Genomic DNA, 15310 nt, shown 5'->3' with positions numbered 1-15310 from the left:
TAGGGGGAGGAGCAACATCATGGACGTATTGGATTTGGCACGGTTGCAGTTTGCAACCACAACGATTCTTCACTTTGTTTATGTGCCGATCTCCATTGGATTGTCGTTATTGGTGGCAATTATGGAGACTATGTATGTTATCAAGAAAAATGACTTGTACAAAAAAATGGCTCAATTCTGGGGAACGTTTCTGCTGATTAACTTTGCACTGGGCGTAGTCACCGGGATTTTGCAAGAATTCCAGTTCGGGATGAACTGGTCGGACTTTTCCCGTTTTGTGGGTGATGTATTCGGTACGCCGCTGGCAATTGAAGCACTGCTTGCATTTTTCCTAGAATCGACCTTTATCGGATTATGGGTGTTCGGTTGGGAAAGATTGTCCAAAACGGTCCATCTAATTTGTATGTGGTTGGTATCGATCGGTACGATGTTATCGGCATTGTGGATTCTAGCTGCTAATTCATTCATGCAACGTCCAGTAGGATATGAGATTCAAAATGGACGTGCAGAAATGAAAGATTTTGCCGCTTTGTTAACAAACGAACAACTGTTATGGGAATTTCCACATACATTGTTTGCTGCTTTTGCAACGGGGGCATTTCTGATCGCGGGTATCAGTGCATGGAAGCTGATGCACAAAAAGAATATGGACTTTTTTAAACCTTCTTTTAAATTGAGTATTATTGTTGCCTTAATCAGTGCCATTGCTATTCCTTTGTTTGGTCATGGACAGGCTCAATATTTGGTGAAAACACAACCGATGAAGATGGCTGCCAGTGAGGGATTATGGGAGAACAGTGGTGACCCCGCTCCTTGGACCGTTATCGCATGGATTGATCCTGGAAACAAGGGAAATACCTTTGAGATTAAAGTTCCTTTTGCTTTGAGTTTTCTATCCTATAGTAAATTTACCGGCTCTGTGCCTGGTATGAATGAGCTGCAAGCCCAATATGAAAAAACGTATGGTCCGGGCGATTATATCCCGCCAGTACGTACCACGTTTTGGAGCTTCCGCATTATGATTGCGGCTGGATGTGGCATGATTGCACTCGCCTTATACGGGGCTTACCTGACGTTCCGTAAAAAGCTGGAAGGTTCACATCGCTGGTTCTTCCGTCTGATGATATGGGGGATATCCCTTCCATTCATTGGGAATACTTCAGGTTGGATCATGACTGAAATAGGTCGCCAACCGTGGACGGTATTTGGTTTGCTTCAAACGAAAGATTCTGTTTCGCCTACAGTTGTGGCAGGAGAAGTGCTATTCTCGTTCATCTCATTTACCACATTGTATTTAATTTTAACAGGTGTGCTGGCGTTTCTGTTTTACCGTACGGCTCGCAAAGGTCCAGATATTGAGCCACATCAGCAAACGGTAATTCATGATCCTTTTGCTCAAGGGGGTGACACCATTGTCGCTAAATGATTTATGGTTCTTATTGATCGCTGTGCTGTTTACGGGCTTCTTTTTTCTGGAGGGCTTTGATTTTGGCGTAGGAATGGCCACAGGATTGGTGCCGCGTAATGACCAACAAAAACGTTTGATGATCAATACGATTGGTCCATTCTGGGATGCCAACGAAGTGTGGCTGATTACAGCAGCAGGTGCAATGTTTGCCGCTTTTCCGCATTTTTATGCGACTATGTTCAGCGGATATTATCTCGTATTTGTGTTTATTTTGCTAGGTTTGATCTTGCGTGGAGTTTCTTTTGAGTTCCGCGGAAAGGCTGAAGGAAAATGGTGGACAGGAACGTGGGATGCCTGCATTCTGATTGGCAGCTTTCTACCGCCGATGCTGTTCGGTATGGCTTTTGCGGCTTTGGTGAAAGGTGTACCTATTCAGCAAAACATGGATTTGAAAGCTGGATTTTCCGATGTATTCAATGGATATACCGTATGGATTGGACTGACAGTGGTCGGAATGTGCCTAATGCACGGACTGACGTTTATTTCTCTGCGGACGATTGGAGAAGTACGGGATCGTGCTCGCGTGATGGCATCCAAATTTCTTCCGGTATTGGGCATTTTACTCGCTGGCATGGTGGTATGGACTTATTTTGCAACGGATTTATTTGCGCGTCGCGGTCCCTTTATGTATGCTGCGGTAGCAGTCGGAATTGTCGCCTATGTGCTGACGTGGTACTTCCTGAAGCAGCGCCGTGAAGGATGGGCCTTCGGGATGACAGGTGCAGTGATTTTGCTGACCTTCGTTTCGTTATTCGTCGGTTTGTTCCCAAGATTTATGGTGAGCTCGATTAACAGTGCTTTTGATTTGACGATTTATAATGCAAGCTCCAGTCATTACACCCTGAAAGCCATGACGATTGTTGCAGCAACGCTTTTACCCTTTGTGCTGGCTTATCAGGCGTGGAGCTATTTTGTTTTCCATAAGCGTCTCAGTGAGAAGGATCATTTGGAATACTAATGGATAAGGCATGGTTTGAATTAAAGGGCATTCGGCCAGTGATGCTGCTACTGGCTGCCCTTTCCCTGCTCCAGGGGGCCGCAGTGATTGCACAAGCAGTCTTCTTGGCAAAGGCTGTTACGATTTTGTTTGAACAAAATCCGCTGGTGATGGCTTGGCCGTCGCTGGCGTTGTTTTTCGCTGCTTTTGCAACGAGGCATACGGCGATCTGGCTGCAACGCCGGACAGCAGGCCGTTTTGCTGAAGCTTCAGGCGCTTCCTTACGGGAGCGTCTGCTTGCACGTTTGTTCGAACGGGGACCGGGTTTTGCAGCGCAGGAAGGTAGCGGCAAGTTGGTGACGCTAGCGCTGGACGGCATGGATCGTTTTCGCACATATTTGGAACTGTCCATTCCTCGTATGATTGACATGATGGCTGTCACTATACTTGTACTTGTGTATGTTTTCACATTGGATGTCATTTCAGGTGTGATTTTGACGACTACGATGCCGATTCTGGTAGGCTTCTTTATTTTACTCGGCTTGGCGGCGCGGAAGCAGGCAGACAAGCAGTGGCGTTCCTATCGTCTGTTATCTCACCATTTCACGGATTCGCTGCGTGGACTTCAGACATTAAGGTTTTTGGGTCGTAGCCAAGAGCATGGGGAAACAGTTGGGAAGGTCAGCGACCAATACCGCACGGCAACGATGCGCACGCTGCGGGTAGCGTTTCTTTCCTCATTTGCCCTTGATTTTTTTAGTATGCTATCGGTCGCATTTGTTGCGGTAGGCTTGGGTTTGCGCCTGATTAGTGGCTCGGTGGGTTTGGAGGCAGCGCTTGCGGTGCTTATTCTGGCCCCAGAATATTTTATGCCCATACGCCAGTTGGGATCAGACTATCATGCTTCACTGGATGGTAAGGAGGCTTGGGGAGCAATCCGCTCCATTCTCAGTAAAGAAGATGACGCTACCGAGCCGAATAAACAGGCAGCTAACGATAAAGGATTGGACATCACGGGACAGGACATTCTTGAGCTGTCCGATGTGTGCCTCCTTAATGAAGACGGTTCGGCTCGGCTTGAACATGTGTCTGCCAATGTTGAACCGCACATGAACATGATCGGCATCGTTGGAGCTAGCGGTGCAGGTAAAACGACGCTGCTTAGCCTGCTTGGCGGTTTTGCTGATCCCACTTCGGGCGAACTGCTCCTGAATGGATGCAGATTGGCTGGGGATGCAAAAGCTGAATGGCAACGGCATATTGCGTATATTCCACAGCATCCATACCTGTTTAGCGCTTCTCTGGCAGATAATATTCGTTTTTATGAACCGGAGGCATCCAACCAGCAGGTGGAGTGGGCGGTTGACGCGGTTGGACTGCGTGAACTGGTAGACGGTCTTCCGGGTGGAATGAATGAGTCCATTGGTGAAGCGGGTAGGACGTTGAGCGGAGGACAGGCGCAGCGGATTGCATTGGCGCGGGCGTTGCTCAGTAACCGTCCGGTCATTTTATTGGATGAGCCTACGGCGCATCTGGATATTGAGACAGAGTGGGAGCTAAAACAGACGATTTTATCGGTTTTGAAACACAAAAGAGTGTTTCTTGCCACCCACCGGCTACATTGGATGCCAGATATGGACTGTGTCTGGATGATGAATCAAGGTCGTCTGGAAGAAGTAGGTTCCCATCAACAATTGATTGCCCGTAAGGGGGCATATTACCGATTGCTGACGGGGATGTCGGAAGGAGGGAACGGACGATATGAGAGTAACGGATAATAGCAGACAAGGCTGGTTTGTGACGTATCTGAGACAATATTTTTGGGCCTTTCTGCTAGCTGCTCTTTTAGGCGCGCTGGCCATTGGATGTGCGGGCGCGTTGCTTTTTACGTCCGGTCATCTGATTACCCGTTCGGCCTTAAAACCGGAAAATATATTAATGGTGTACGTTCCAATTGTGCTTGTGCGAACATTTGGTTTTAGTAAAGCGGTTATTCAGTACCTGGAACGCTTGGTAGGACATGATGCCGCACTGCGTCTGGTGTCCCGTATGCGGGTACGCTTATATCGGGCAGTAGAACCGCAGGCGCTGATGATCCGCAGCAAATTCCGTACAGGGGATTTATTGGGGTTGCTGGCAGAGGATATTGAGCAGCTTCAAAACATCTATCTGAAGCTAGTTCTGCCTGCGCTATCGGCTTTGCTGATTTATGCAGCAGGCATCTCGGCGCTCGGACGGATGGACGGAACCTTTGCCTTGCTTATGGCGCTATATGGAGGATTTTTGCTTTTTATTGCCCCAGCTATCTCACTATGGACCTCACTCGCCAAACGGCGAATGTTCAAGCAGGAACGGAGTAAAGCCTATCAGGACCTGACGGATGCTCTGTTCGGCATGAGTGATCTGGTGCTGAGCGGACGGACTGGGCATTTCCTGAGTACCTTTACACAACGGCACAATAGGGCTGCCGTGATGGAAAATTCACTTCGCCGGGGCGAGTGGCGTTCTCATTGGATGGCACAATGCGTTGTAGGCGGTGGGATTGTGATTATGACTGTGTGGGCCGGAGGCCTAGTAGCACAGAATCGTATAGAAGCCACATGCCTGGCATCCTTTGCCCTTGTGGCTTTTCCGTTGCTGGATGCCTTCGTTCGCGCTGGAGAAGCAGTGGTGCATGCACCGGAGTATCAGGATTCCCTTCGACGGTTGAAGGATTCGGAGAAAGACACACCTACACCTGTGTCATCATCGCTTCCGGTTACTGTGGATGCAGGACACCCAGCAGCAGGCGGCACAGCTGACACTATAGATGAGCAGGCTGCCGCTCTGGGATTGGGCCACGGAGGAGACCTGCTGCTGAACAACGTAAGCTACCGCTATGCGGCAACGCAGGAATGGAGCGTGCGTGGTATCTCCTTGCACGTACCGCAGGGGGGCAAGGTTGCATTGCTTGGTCGCAGTGGTGCGGGCAAGTCCACGCTACTGAATCTGATTCAGGGAGCATTGCAGCCTGATGAAGGGAGCGTCACTGTCGCAGGGATTCCCGTATACACAGGTGGAGCATACTCCAATCTATTTGCGGTGCTGAACCAGCAGCCGTATTTATTCGATACAACGGTAGCGAACAATATTCGGCTGGGACGACCCGATGCTACGCTGGATGAGGTGCGTGCAGTGACGAAGCAGGTAGGGCTTGGAACTCTAATTGATTCTTTGCCGGAGGGCTACGATACCCGAATGCATGAGACGGGCCTTCGTTTTTCCGGTGGAGAAAAACAGCGAATTGCACTGGCGCGGATTTTGCTGCAAAATCACCCGATTGTTTTGCTGGATGAGCCGACAGTGGGGCTTGACCCGCTGACAGAGCATGAGCTCATGCAGACGATGTTTCGTGTGCTGAAGGGCAAAACATTGATCTGGATCACGCATCATCTCACAGGAATGGAGCATATGGACGAGGTGATCTTTATGGAGCAGGGCACCATTTCCATGCGCGGCAGTCATGAGCAGCTGTGGCAGGAGCAGTCTCGTTACCGTAATCTGTATGAGCTGGATCATCCGAGCCTGTGAAATGAGGTATTTAAAATTTTGATTAACTTTTATATACTGGTTAGAGTTGATGCGTCACATGCAGACATTCAACTGGAGAGGCTGATATGAATGAAAACACTAATCTCTAAGCATTGGCATTTGATGCTGATTGGTTTTGTAGCCCTGAGCATGGGCGGGTTTGTCTTGTTTTATTTTCAGGGGAGCGTGTCGTCGTTTCCGGCCATTCAACCTAAACAAGCTCAGGAAGAGCCAGACAAAACTAAATATGAGATTGTTACAGTGGGTGTAAAAGGGGACGGTTTCTATCCTAAAAATATTGAAGTGAAAGCCGGCGTTCCAACCAAAATCAATTTCAAGAAAATGACATCCTTCACTTGCATTGATGAAGTGCAGTCGTTGAAGATCGGAATGGACGTTTACCTGGATCACGAAAATAATTATTTTACCGTCCAGGACTTGAAACCAGGCGTATATGAGTACAATTGCGGTATGTACATGTACTACGGGACCATCACAGTAAAATAAATCAAAAAAGCTTTCTGGCACATTGATGCCAGAAAGCTTTTTTTCCTTCAATCAATCATTAGGTTAATTGCGACAGTGTGTATATATCATCCACCACCTGTGGTGCAGTATGCATTATCCTTTTTGCATTATGCTTTATCCTTTACCCTTTACCTCTGATCAGCTTACATTGCTGATCTTTTGTTTTTTACAAGACTTCTTTCAGGGAATTTACATTAGAACGGAACAGGCGGAATGTGCTGGACAAGCGAAGCGGTCGCCTTAAAGCTTTCTGCAGGAAAGCTCGCATCGCAAGCATAAACTGTCCCCGGCTTTCTACCTTTGTGTGCTTATTCAAGAAATCCGGGGACAACAGCGATGGGAAGCACCATCCGCATGCGTAGTGGCACGAATGTAATTTTTTTCATCCCATATATCTAATTTTGAACTGATTTTTCTCCTAATTCGTCGGGTATCCGCTTCCAAGCCAGCAAAGTATGATAATAGTATCTAGAGATGAGGAGGAGCTTGTTATGGGATCTTCAACTGAAACCGCTTCCAACAATAGTGCTTTGATTCCTGAATCCAATAGGGGAAGACCACGCAAGGCTCGCGGCCCGAAGCCTGACCGTGGTAAAAAAGGCTTGTGGGACAGTGTGAAGCAGCAAAAGTATCTTTATTTTATGTCCATTCCTTTCGTCATATGGGTGTTTGTTTTCAGCTATCTTCCGCTTTGGGGCTGGACGATGGCGTTTCAAAATTATAAGCCAGCCAAATCTTTTACGGACCAGAAATGGGTAGGGCTGGATAACTTTATTGAGCTATTTCAGGATGAACGATTTTATCTGGTATTACGCAATACGCTAGCGATGAGCCTGATGGGGATTGTATTTGGTTTTGTCGTACCGATCTTCTTTGCAATTCTGTTAAATGAGCTGCGTGGTATGCTGTTCAAACGGTTTGTGCAGACAATATCCTACCTCCCGCATTTTGTATCCTGGGTAGTTGTGGCCGGCTTGGTCACCAAGATGCTGTCCATTGACGGAGGCATTGTCAACGATGTATTGGTAGCGCTTCATATTGTGGATGAACCGATTCAGTTCATGGCAAAGGGGAGCTGGTTCTGGTATATTGTAACCGCTTCCGACATATGGAAGGAGACAGGTTGGAATACGATTATTTATTTAGCTGCAATCACCGGAATTGATCAAGAACAGTATGAAGCATCGCGCGTGGATGGAGCGAGTCGTTGGAGACAGATGTGGCATATTACACTGCCGGGTATCCGCTCGACGATTGCCATTCTGTTCATTATGGCGATTGGACATCTGGTGAGCAACGGTTTTGAAAAGCAGTTCTTGCTTGGCAATAGTCTTGTGACGGATTATTCCGAGGTGCTGGATCTGTACGCGCTCAATTACGGGATTAATTTGGGTCGCTTCTCTTACGGGACGGCAATTGGTATTTTCAACTCGCTGGTTAGCATTCTGCTGTTGTTTACGGCGAACGGTATATTCAAAAAACTGACCAAAGAAAGCATCATGTAGGGAGGGAGAAGCGAAATGACGAATAAGGCATTTAATGCTACCCGGTCTGAGAAGCTGTTTGACCTATTTAACTATATCCTCATGGCTCTGATCGTGGTGTTGACGCTGTACCCATTTCTGAACGTACTTGCGATTTCCCTGAACAATTCAACGGACACGGTTCGTGGTGGTATTTATATATGGCCCCGCCAATTTACGCTCGAAAATTACAAAACGATTTTCCAGTACGATGGCCTTCTTCAGGGACTGCAAATATCTATTCTTCGTACTTTGGTCGGGACGGTACTCGGATTGATCTGCGCATCTATGCTTGCTTTTACATTGAGTCGGGTCGAGTTTCGTGCTCGTAAGTTTATTTCTACGTTTTTGGCGTTGACGATGTATTTTTCCGGCGGGATGGTGCCCGTGTTTATTTTGATGCGGGATTTGCATCTGCTAGGTTCGTTTTGGGTGTACATTTTTCCAGGCTTAATCAGTGCATTTAACGTGTTTGTCATTCGTTCCTTTATGGATGGTTTGCCGTATGCGTTGCAGGAGTCTGCCAAACTCGATGGAGCAAATGATTTTACGATTTACTGGAGAATTATTTTGCCGCTGTGCAAACCAGTATTGGCAACGATTGCTCTTTTTCTGGCAGTAGGTCAGTGGAATGCTTGGTTTGATACGTATTTATACAACGGTGGGGCGTCGCAATGGACGACGTTACAGTATGAGCTGATGAAAATACTGCAAAGTACGCAGCAAGGCGGCTCCAGTATGACGAATAGCAACGACATGGCTAAACAAATGGCTCAAATTTCACCAGAGTCGATCAAAATGGCAATCACGATTACGGTTACGCTCCCCATCCTGATGGTGTATCCGTTCTTGCAAAAGTATTTTGTAGGCGGTATGACGCTGGGGGCAGTGAAATCATAAAAGCCAGGATTCTGGCAGTAAATAGTAGTTATTTGCAGGAGAAGTCATCATAAGAATATAGGAGGATTTATACATGAAAAAACACTGGTCCAGATTTGCACTGATTCCTTTCCTCGCGGTGTCACTTACCGCACTCGCAGGTTGTGGGGGAAGCGATAAAGCAGCGAAGGAGAGCACATCCAGCGGTACAGACCCGATTACGTTTAGCTTCTTCGGAGCAGATACAAGCCCACAATGGAACGGAATGAAGGATGAAATAGGCAAGGAAATCACCAAGAAAACAGGTGTAACCTTGAATGCGGAATTTGATGTCAGCGGTGGAGGTGGAGATGACCGAATTGCTTTGATGGCAGCAAGTGGAGAATACCCGGACTTGGTTTCTCCTAAAGCGAATATTAATAAGCTTGTGGATGCGGGGGCCATGATTGATCTGACAGATCTGATCAACGATCACGCACCTAATCTCAAAAAGCTATATGGACCCTATATGGATCGTTTGAAATACAGTAATAAGGATCAATCCATCTATGTCCTTCCTACGTATGCAGGTGTGGGACAGGAAAGTTTTGACGCAACAGGCGGATTTGAAATTCAGCATAAGGTGCTCAAGGAGTTAGGTTATCCAAAGGTAAGAACGCTACAGGATTATGAAAACGTACTCAAAACCTATACTGCCAAGCATCCGACGATCAATGGCAAAAAAACAATCCCACTCACGCTGGATGCAGATGACTGGAGAATTATGATTACCGTAACGAATCCTGCCTTCCAGACGACTGGAGCGCCGGATGATGGTGAATATTTTATTGATCCCAAAACATTTGAAGCCAAACTTCATTACAAACGTCCAGAAGAAAAGGAATATTTTCGTTGGTTGAACCACATGTACAATGAAGGGCTGCTCGATAAAGATTCGTTTGTGCAAAAAAGTGATCAATACAAATCCAAAATTGCCAGCGGCCGTGTCCTCGGTCTGATTGACCAGGAGTGGGGGTATCAGGATGCTGAAAATGCATTAAAAGCGTCAGGTAAGGCTGATGCCAGCTACGCGCATTTTCCAGTTACACTTTCGGAGGAATACAAGGATCGTTCCTTTCAGGATATGGGCTTCGTGTCCGGTTATGGTGTAGGTATTACGGAAAATTGCAAGGACCCGGTGCGGGCTATAAAATTCCTTGATTATTTAGCTTCCGATGAAGGACAGGTGCTAGTGAACTGGGGGATCGAGGGCAAGCATTATGAGATCAAAGATGGCAAACGCATCATTCCGGCTGATGTGCTGGAGCAAAAAACGAACAATGCAACCAACTTCAGCAAATCCACGGGTATAGATTTGTACACGCTCATCAGCGGACACTATGGTGACGGCGTGAAGGACCCTACGGGTAACTACTATACTGCCAAATTCCCGGAGCAAATTATCGCGGCTTATTCGAAGCCGGAGAAAGAATCCCTTAAAGCATATGGCGTAAAAACGTGGAAAGATCTGTTCCCAGACAAAAAAGAATTTGATGTAAAGCCTTGGGGCGCAGCCTATAACCTGACAACAGACAATGAATCCAACTATAACGTTACATTCAAAAAAACGACCGACATTATCCGCAAACGTATACCCGAAGCTATTTTAGCACCAGCTTCCAATTTTGATACGGTATACGACAACATGATTAAAGAACTGGATGCCGCCGGAGCTGTCCAAATGGAACAGCAATACACGCAACTGGTGAAGGACAGAGTGGAGTTATGGAGCGGTAAGGCTTCTAAATAGCTGACTGCTTTTAACGAAATTTTAAATGCCGGAATGACAGAGCGCTTGTCCTTAAGGTCCATACGGGATTAGCGCTCTGTTTGATCTTGATGGGGGAGGGTTTGATGTGACGAAAGGCGAAAGGCCACAGTCCCTGCGTTTATGGTATCGCCAGCCTGCTGAGGTATGGGAGGAAGCATTGCCAGTCGGCAATGGAAGGCTGGGAGCTATGGTATTTGGCGGAATCAGAGAGGAGCATTTGCAATTAAACGAGGATACGCTCTGGTCCGGGTTTCCCAGAGATGGCGTTCAGTATGATGTATTGCGATATTTGCAGCCTGCCAGAAAGTTGATTGCAGATGGAAAATACAAGGAAGCGGAACAACTGATTAATACGAATATGCTAGGTCGCGATACGGAAGCCTATCAGCCTTTGGGAGATTTGTGGATTACGCAGGAGGGCCTAGGGGAAATTGCACATTATGAACGGAAACTGGATTTGCTGACCGGAACCGCAGCGGTCACTTTTCAGAGTGATGGAGTCCGCTATACCCGTGAAGTTATCGCCAGTGCGCCAGATGGAATCATCATGGTGTCACTGACTGCGAATAAGCTTGGGAAGATCCAAGCATCCGTGCGCATCACTTCCCCCCATCCTTGTGAAGACGAGGTTGGAGAGGATGTACATTTTGGTGATTCATCCAAATGGGATAGCGATAAAGAGGATGATCCATCCGAGGAGCCATCCGGGGACTTTATGACATTGACTGGACGAGCGCCCAGTCATGTGGAATCTAATTATCACGGTGATCATCCACAGTCTGTCGTTTATGAAAATGATTTGGGGATGGCTTTTGCAGTTCAGGCGAGGGTTATTCCCGAGGGAGGAACCTTGACGAAGGACACTGATGGTGCGCTGATCATCTCAGGCGCGGATAAAATCACGGTGTATTTGGCAGCAGCTACTGGATTTAGGGGATTTCACGCTATGCCGAATAGTGATGCAACGGAGTCAGCAGAAGCATGTCAAGTCATTTTAGACGGAGCAATTTCGCTGGGAACTGAGCAGGTGCGGCAACGCCATGAACAGGATCACCGAAAGCTGTTTGACCGCGTTGCATTAGAACTGGGAGGTGATACTCTACCCGACGAATTCGTTCTACCGACCGATCTGCGATTAGAACGTTATCAGAAAGGTCAGGCCGACCCGGGGCTGGAAGTGCTGTTATTTCAGTATGGCCGCTATTTGCTCATGGGTAGCTCGCGTCCGGGGAGTCAGCCTGCCAATCTTCAGGGCATCTGGAATGACTGGGTGCAGCCGCCGTGGAACAGTAATTATACAACCAATATTAATACTCAGATGAACTATTGGCCCGCAGAGGTATGCAATCTTGCCGAGTGCCATGAACCCTTGCTGCACATGATTGGAGAAGTGGCTCGTACGGGACGGAGGGTAGCCTCCATCCATTATGGTGCTCAAGGATGGGCGGCTCATCACAATGTAGATGTGTGGAGATACGCCGGACCTTCAGGGGGACATGCCAGCTGGGCATTTTGGCCGCTTGGAGGTGTATGGCTAACTGCTCACCTATGGGAGCGCTATCTGTTTACCTTGGATATAGCCTATTTGGCAGAACAAGCTTATCCGCTCATGAAGGGGGCGGCAGCCTTTTGCATGGACTGGCTCGTAGAAGGCCCGGAGGGTCAGCTTGTGACGTCCCCATCCACATCACCTGAAAATAAATTCAAAACGACGGATGGCGAGGATTGCAGCATATCTATGGGCTCTACCATGGATATGACGCTGATTCGAGAGCTGTTGGGTAACTGCATTCAAGCTGCGGATCTGCTGGAACTAGATGATGAGTTCCGCAACCGCTGCGAGGAGACACGAGACAGATTAATGTCCTATCAAATTGGTCGCCACGGTCAGCTACAGGAATGGTTTGTCGATTTTGAGGAAGCGGAGCTTGGGCATCGACATGTTTCGCATCTATATGGGTTATATCCTGGTCGACAAATTCACATCCGTGATACCCCGGAGCTAGCTGAGGCGGCTCGCATATCGTTGCGTCGACGGCTTGATCACGGTGGTGGGCATACCGGATGGAGCTGTGCCTGGTTGATTAATCTGTACGCTCGACTGGAAGATGGCGACGCCGCACATCGGTATGTTCGCACGTTGCTGTCGCAATCGACCTATCCTAATTTATTTGACGCTCACCCGCCTTTTCAGATCGACGGTAATTTTGGTGCGACGGCGGGGATCGCAGAAATGCTGCTACAAAGCCGTCCGGGAGAGCTGACGTTACTGCCTGCCCTGCCAACGGCATGGCCGGAGGGACGGGTCAGTGGATTGAAGGGACATGGCGGGATGACGGTCGGCATGGAATGGTCCGGTTCCCGGCTTGTCCGTGCAGAACTGGCCACATCCATCTCAGCAGGAAGCTGCACGATTCGCAGTGCACATCCATTTAGCGCAGATGCTCGTCAGGCTCTGCCTGATCCTGAGCACGGAGGATTTATTTTGTCATGGATTTTTACCAAAGAGCAGGAAATAACGAACGGACATACGATTATAATTGAAGGAGAGGAATAGACAATATGACCATTTTTCAATTTCCGCAGGACTTTATGTGGGGCACCGCGACGGCAGCCTATCAAATCGAAGGAGCTTATGAGGAGGATGGGAGAGGCTTGTCGATCTGGGATACCTTTGCCCATACGCCTGGCAAAGTATTCAACGGTGATAACGGCAATGTAGCTTGTGACAGCTATCATCGCTACGAGGAAGATATCCGCCTAATGAAGGAGCTGGGCATTCGTACATACCGTTTTTCCGTGTCCTGGCCGCGTATATTTCCCAATGGTGACGGTGAAGTCAATCAAGAAGGATTGGACTATTATCATCGCGTAGTCGATTTGTTGAACGAAAACGGGATTGAACCGTTTTGTACACTGTACCATTGGGATCTGCCTCAAGCGCTTCAGGATGCTGGAGGATGGGAGAATCGTCACACGATTCAAGCATTTGTCCAGTATGCAGAAACGATGTTCCGCGAGTTCCACGGTAAAATACACCATTGGCTAACATTCAATGAACCGTGGTGTATCGCCTTTTTATCCAATATGCTGGGTGTTCATGCCCCAGGTCTGACAAATCTTCAGACAGCCATTGATGTAGGACATCATCTGCTAGTTGCACATGGTCTTTCTGTGCGCCGCTTCCGTGAGCTGGGCACCAGTGGCCAGATCGGTATCGCTCCCAATGTCTCATGGGCTGTCCCTTACAGTACATCTGAGGAAGATAAAGCTGCTTGTGCGCGCACCATTTCCCTGCACAGTGACTGGTTTCTTCAACCTATTTATCAAGGCTCGTATCCTCAGTTTTTGGTAGACTGGTTCGCGGAGCAGGGAGCTACCGTGCCTATTCAGGATGGTGATATGGATATTATTGGCGAGCCTATTGATATGATCGGTATTAATTACTATAGTATGTCGGTTAATCGCTTTAATCCTGAAGCCGGGTTTCTTCAATCTGAAGAAATCAATATGGGGCTACCTGTAACAGATATCGGCTGGCCAGTGGAGTCGCGTGGGCTGTACGAGGTACTGCATTATTTGCAAAAATACGGTAACCTCGATATTTATATCACAGAGAATGGGGCTTGTATCAACGATGATGTCGTGAATGGCAAGGTTCAGGATGACCGTCGCATTTCGTATATGCAGCAGCATTTGGTGCAGGTACACCGGGCGATTCATGACGGCCTTCATGTCAAAGGATATATGGCATGGTCACTTATGGACAATTTTGAGTGGGCAGAGGGATATAATATGAGATTTGGCATGATTCATGTCGATTTTCGCACACAGGTCCGCACCCCGAAGGAAAGTTACTATTGGTATCGAAATATAGTAAGTAATAACTGGTTGGAGACCAGACGTTAAACGAAGAGCAATTTTTTTAAAAAATATAGCAAAGACGGATCTGTCTTCATTCCCTTTTGTTTGAATACTGGGTCTTCCGGGGTAATAATAGTCAGGATATGCAGAGGGTTGTTTCAGGTATGTAGAGACCAAAGGGAATAAAGAAGCAAGATGTGTGCATACTGACAAAAATACCGAACGAGGGCGTTAAAATTATTTTGGACCGAAGGGAGTGGAGGGGATGGCTGCAAATTTTAGAAAATCAGGATCAACTGACGGGCAGATGAGCCGTACGGTATCTGTTATCGCTTTGATCGCTTGTATTGCAGGTATTATCCTTATTTTGCTTGATATAGGAAATTTGACTGATCGAAATATATATTTAATGACAGGCATTGGCTGCGTTGTTGCCGGGATTTTTATTTTTCTCGTTGGGAAATCATTTGTCATTGCACGCAAGAAGGAAGACCAGGAAAACGGTCGCAGTTAATAAAATTAAAAATGATTTAAAGCAAATATATACTGAAAACAACAACGTGGGGCTTCGAGCAGTGTAGGATGATAACTGTAGGGAGTCCCGCTTTTTTCTTTAATATAACTTCTTTAAGATACACAAATAACGTTTTTAATATGTCATCTTTGAATTATAATATATTTTGAATTTGCAAGAGAAATTTTATTTTTAGAGATATTTTTCACAAAAATCG

12 protein-coding genes are annotated in these 15310 nt (G+C 47.2%); 11 read left to right on the top strand and 1 reads right to left on the bottom strand.

The features are described from left to right. Positions 1-19 precede the first annotated feature (19 nt). The 5 genes from ACYCS5_RS10375 (at position 20) to ACYCS5_RS10355 (ending at position 6482) form a co-directional block, all read left to right on the top strand. Positions 20-1426 carry a cytochrome ubiquinol oxidase subunit I gene (locus ACYCS5_RS10375; protein ID WP_069011655.1) on the top strand — a complete coding sequence of 469 codons (1407 nt, stop codon included), beginning with the start codon at positions 20-22 and terminating at the stop codon, positions 1424-1426. After that, positions 1413-2426, top strand: coding sequence for a cytochrome d ubiquinol oxidase subunit II (gene cydB, locus ACYCS5_RS10370; RefSeq protein WP_080710733.1), 1014 nt, complete (start codon positions 1413-1415; stop codon positions 2424-2426). Before ACYCS5_RS10375 ends, cydB begins: the two co-directional genes overlap by 14 nt. Then, positions 2426-4183 carry a thiol reductant ABC exporter subunit CydD gene (cydD, locus tag ACYCS5_RS10365; protein ID WP_322252658.1) on the top strand — a complete coding sequence of 586 codons (1758 nt, stop codon included), beginning with the start codon at positions 2426-2428 and terminating at the stop codon, positions 4181-4183. Before cydB ends, cydD begins: the two co-directional genes overlap by 1 nt. Continuing rightward, entirely contained in the window at positions 4167-5975 is a 1809-nt protein-coding gene (cydC, locus tag ACYCS5_RS10360) for a thiol reductant ABC exporter subunit CydC (protein WP_069011657.1), read from the top strand. The genes cydD and cydC overlap by 17 nt, the downstream gene beginning before the upstream one ends. Before the next feature lie 90 nt (positions 5976-6065). Further along, positions 6066-6482 carry a cupredoxin domain-containing protein gene (locus tag ACYCS5_RS10355; RefSeq protein WP_209949899.1) on the top strand — a complete coding sequence of 139 codons (417 nt, stop codon included), beginning with the start codon at positions 6066-6068 and terminating at the stop codon, positions 6480-6482. A 187-nt stretch (positions 6483-6669) separates the two neighbouring features. On the opposite strand, the gene ACYCS5_RS10350 is transcribed toward ACYCS5_RS10355, so the two are convergent. Further along, on the bottom strand, positions 6670-6819 hold the full coding sequence (locus tag ACYCS5_RS10350) for a hypothetical protein (protein ID WP_340886406.1): 150 nt from the start codon (positions 6817-6819) through the stop codon (positions 6670-6672). Between the two features lie 175 nt (positions 6820-6994). On the opposite strand from ACYCS5_RS10350, the gene ACYCS5_RS10345 reads away from it, so the two are divergent. From ACYCS5_RS10345 to ACYCS5_RS10320, 6 genes are all read left to right on the top strand, one after another. Further along, positions 6995-8008, top strand: coding sequence for an ABC transporter permease (locus ACYCS5_RS10345; RefSeq protein ID WP_029519240.1), 1014 nt, complete (start codon positions 6995-6997; stop codon positions 8006-8008). A gap of 15 nt (positions 8009-8023) precedes the next feature. Next, the gene (locus tag ACYCS5_RS10340; protein WP_029519239.1) at positions 8024-8926 is read left to right on the top strand and encodes a carbohydrate ABC transporter permease; all 903 of its coding nucleotides are present in this window, start codon (positions 8024-8026) and stop codon (positions 8924-8926) included. Between the two features lie 73 nt (positions 8927-8999). Then, positions 9000-10694 carry an ABC transporter substrate-binding protein gene (locus tag ACYCS5_RS10335; protein WP_459761007.1) on the top strand — a complete coding sequence of 565 codons (1695 nt, stop codon included), beginning with the start codon at positions 9000-9002 and terminating at the stop codon, positions 10692-10694. A gap of 106 nt (positions 10695-10800) precedes the next feature. Then, complete coding sequence (locus ACYCS5_RS10330; RefSeq protein ID WP_459761006.1) at positions 10801-13272, top strand: glycoside hydrolase family 95 protein; 2472 nt, start codon at positions 10801-10803, stop codon at positions 13270-13272. Between the two features lie 5 nt (positions 13273-13277). Beyond that, complete coding sequence (locus ACYCS5_RS10325) at positions 13278-14624, top strand: GH1 family beta-glucosidase (RefSeq protein ID WP_029519234.1); 1347 nt, start codon at positions 13278-13280, stop codon at positions 14622-14624. A gap of 220 nt (positions 14625-14844) precedes the next feature. Then, the gene (locus ACYCS5_RS10320; protein WP_029519233.1) at positions 14845-15093 is read left to right on the top strand and encodes a hypothetical protein; all 249 of its coding nucleotides are present in this window, start codon (positions 14845-14847) and stop codon (positions 15091-15093) included. The last annotated feature ends 217 nt before the right edge of the window (positions 15094-15310 follow it).

The organism is Paenibacillus sp. SEL3 (assembly GCF_054602585.1).
This window is presented reverse-complemented; position numbering and strand designations above follow the sequence as displayed.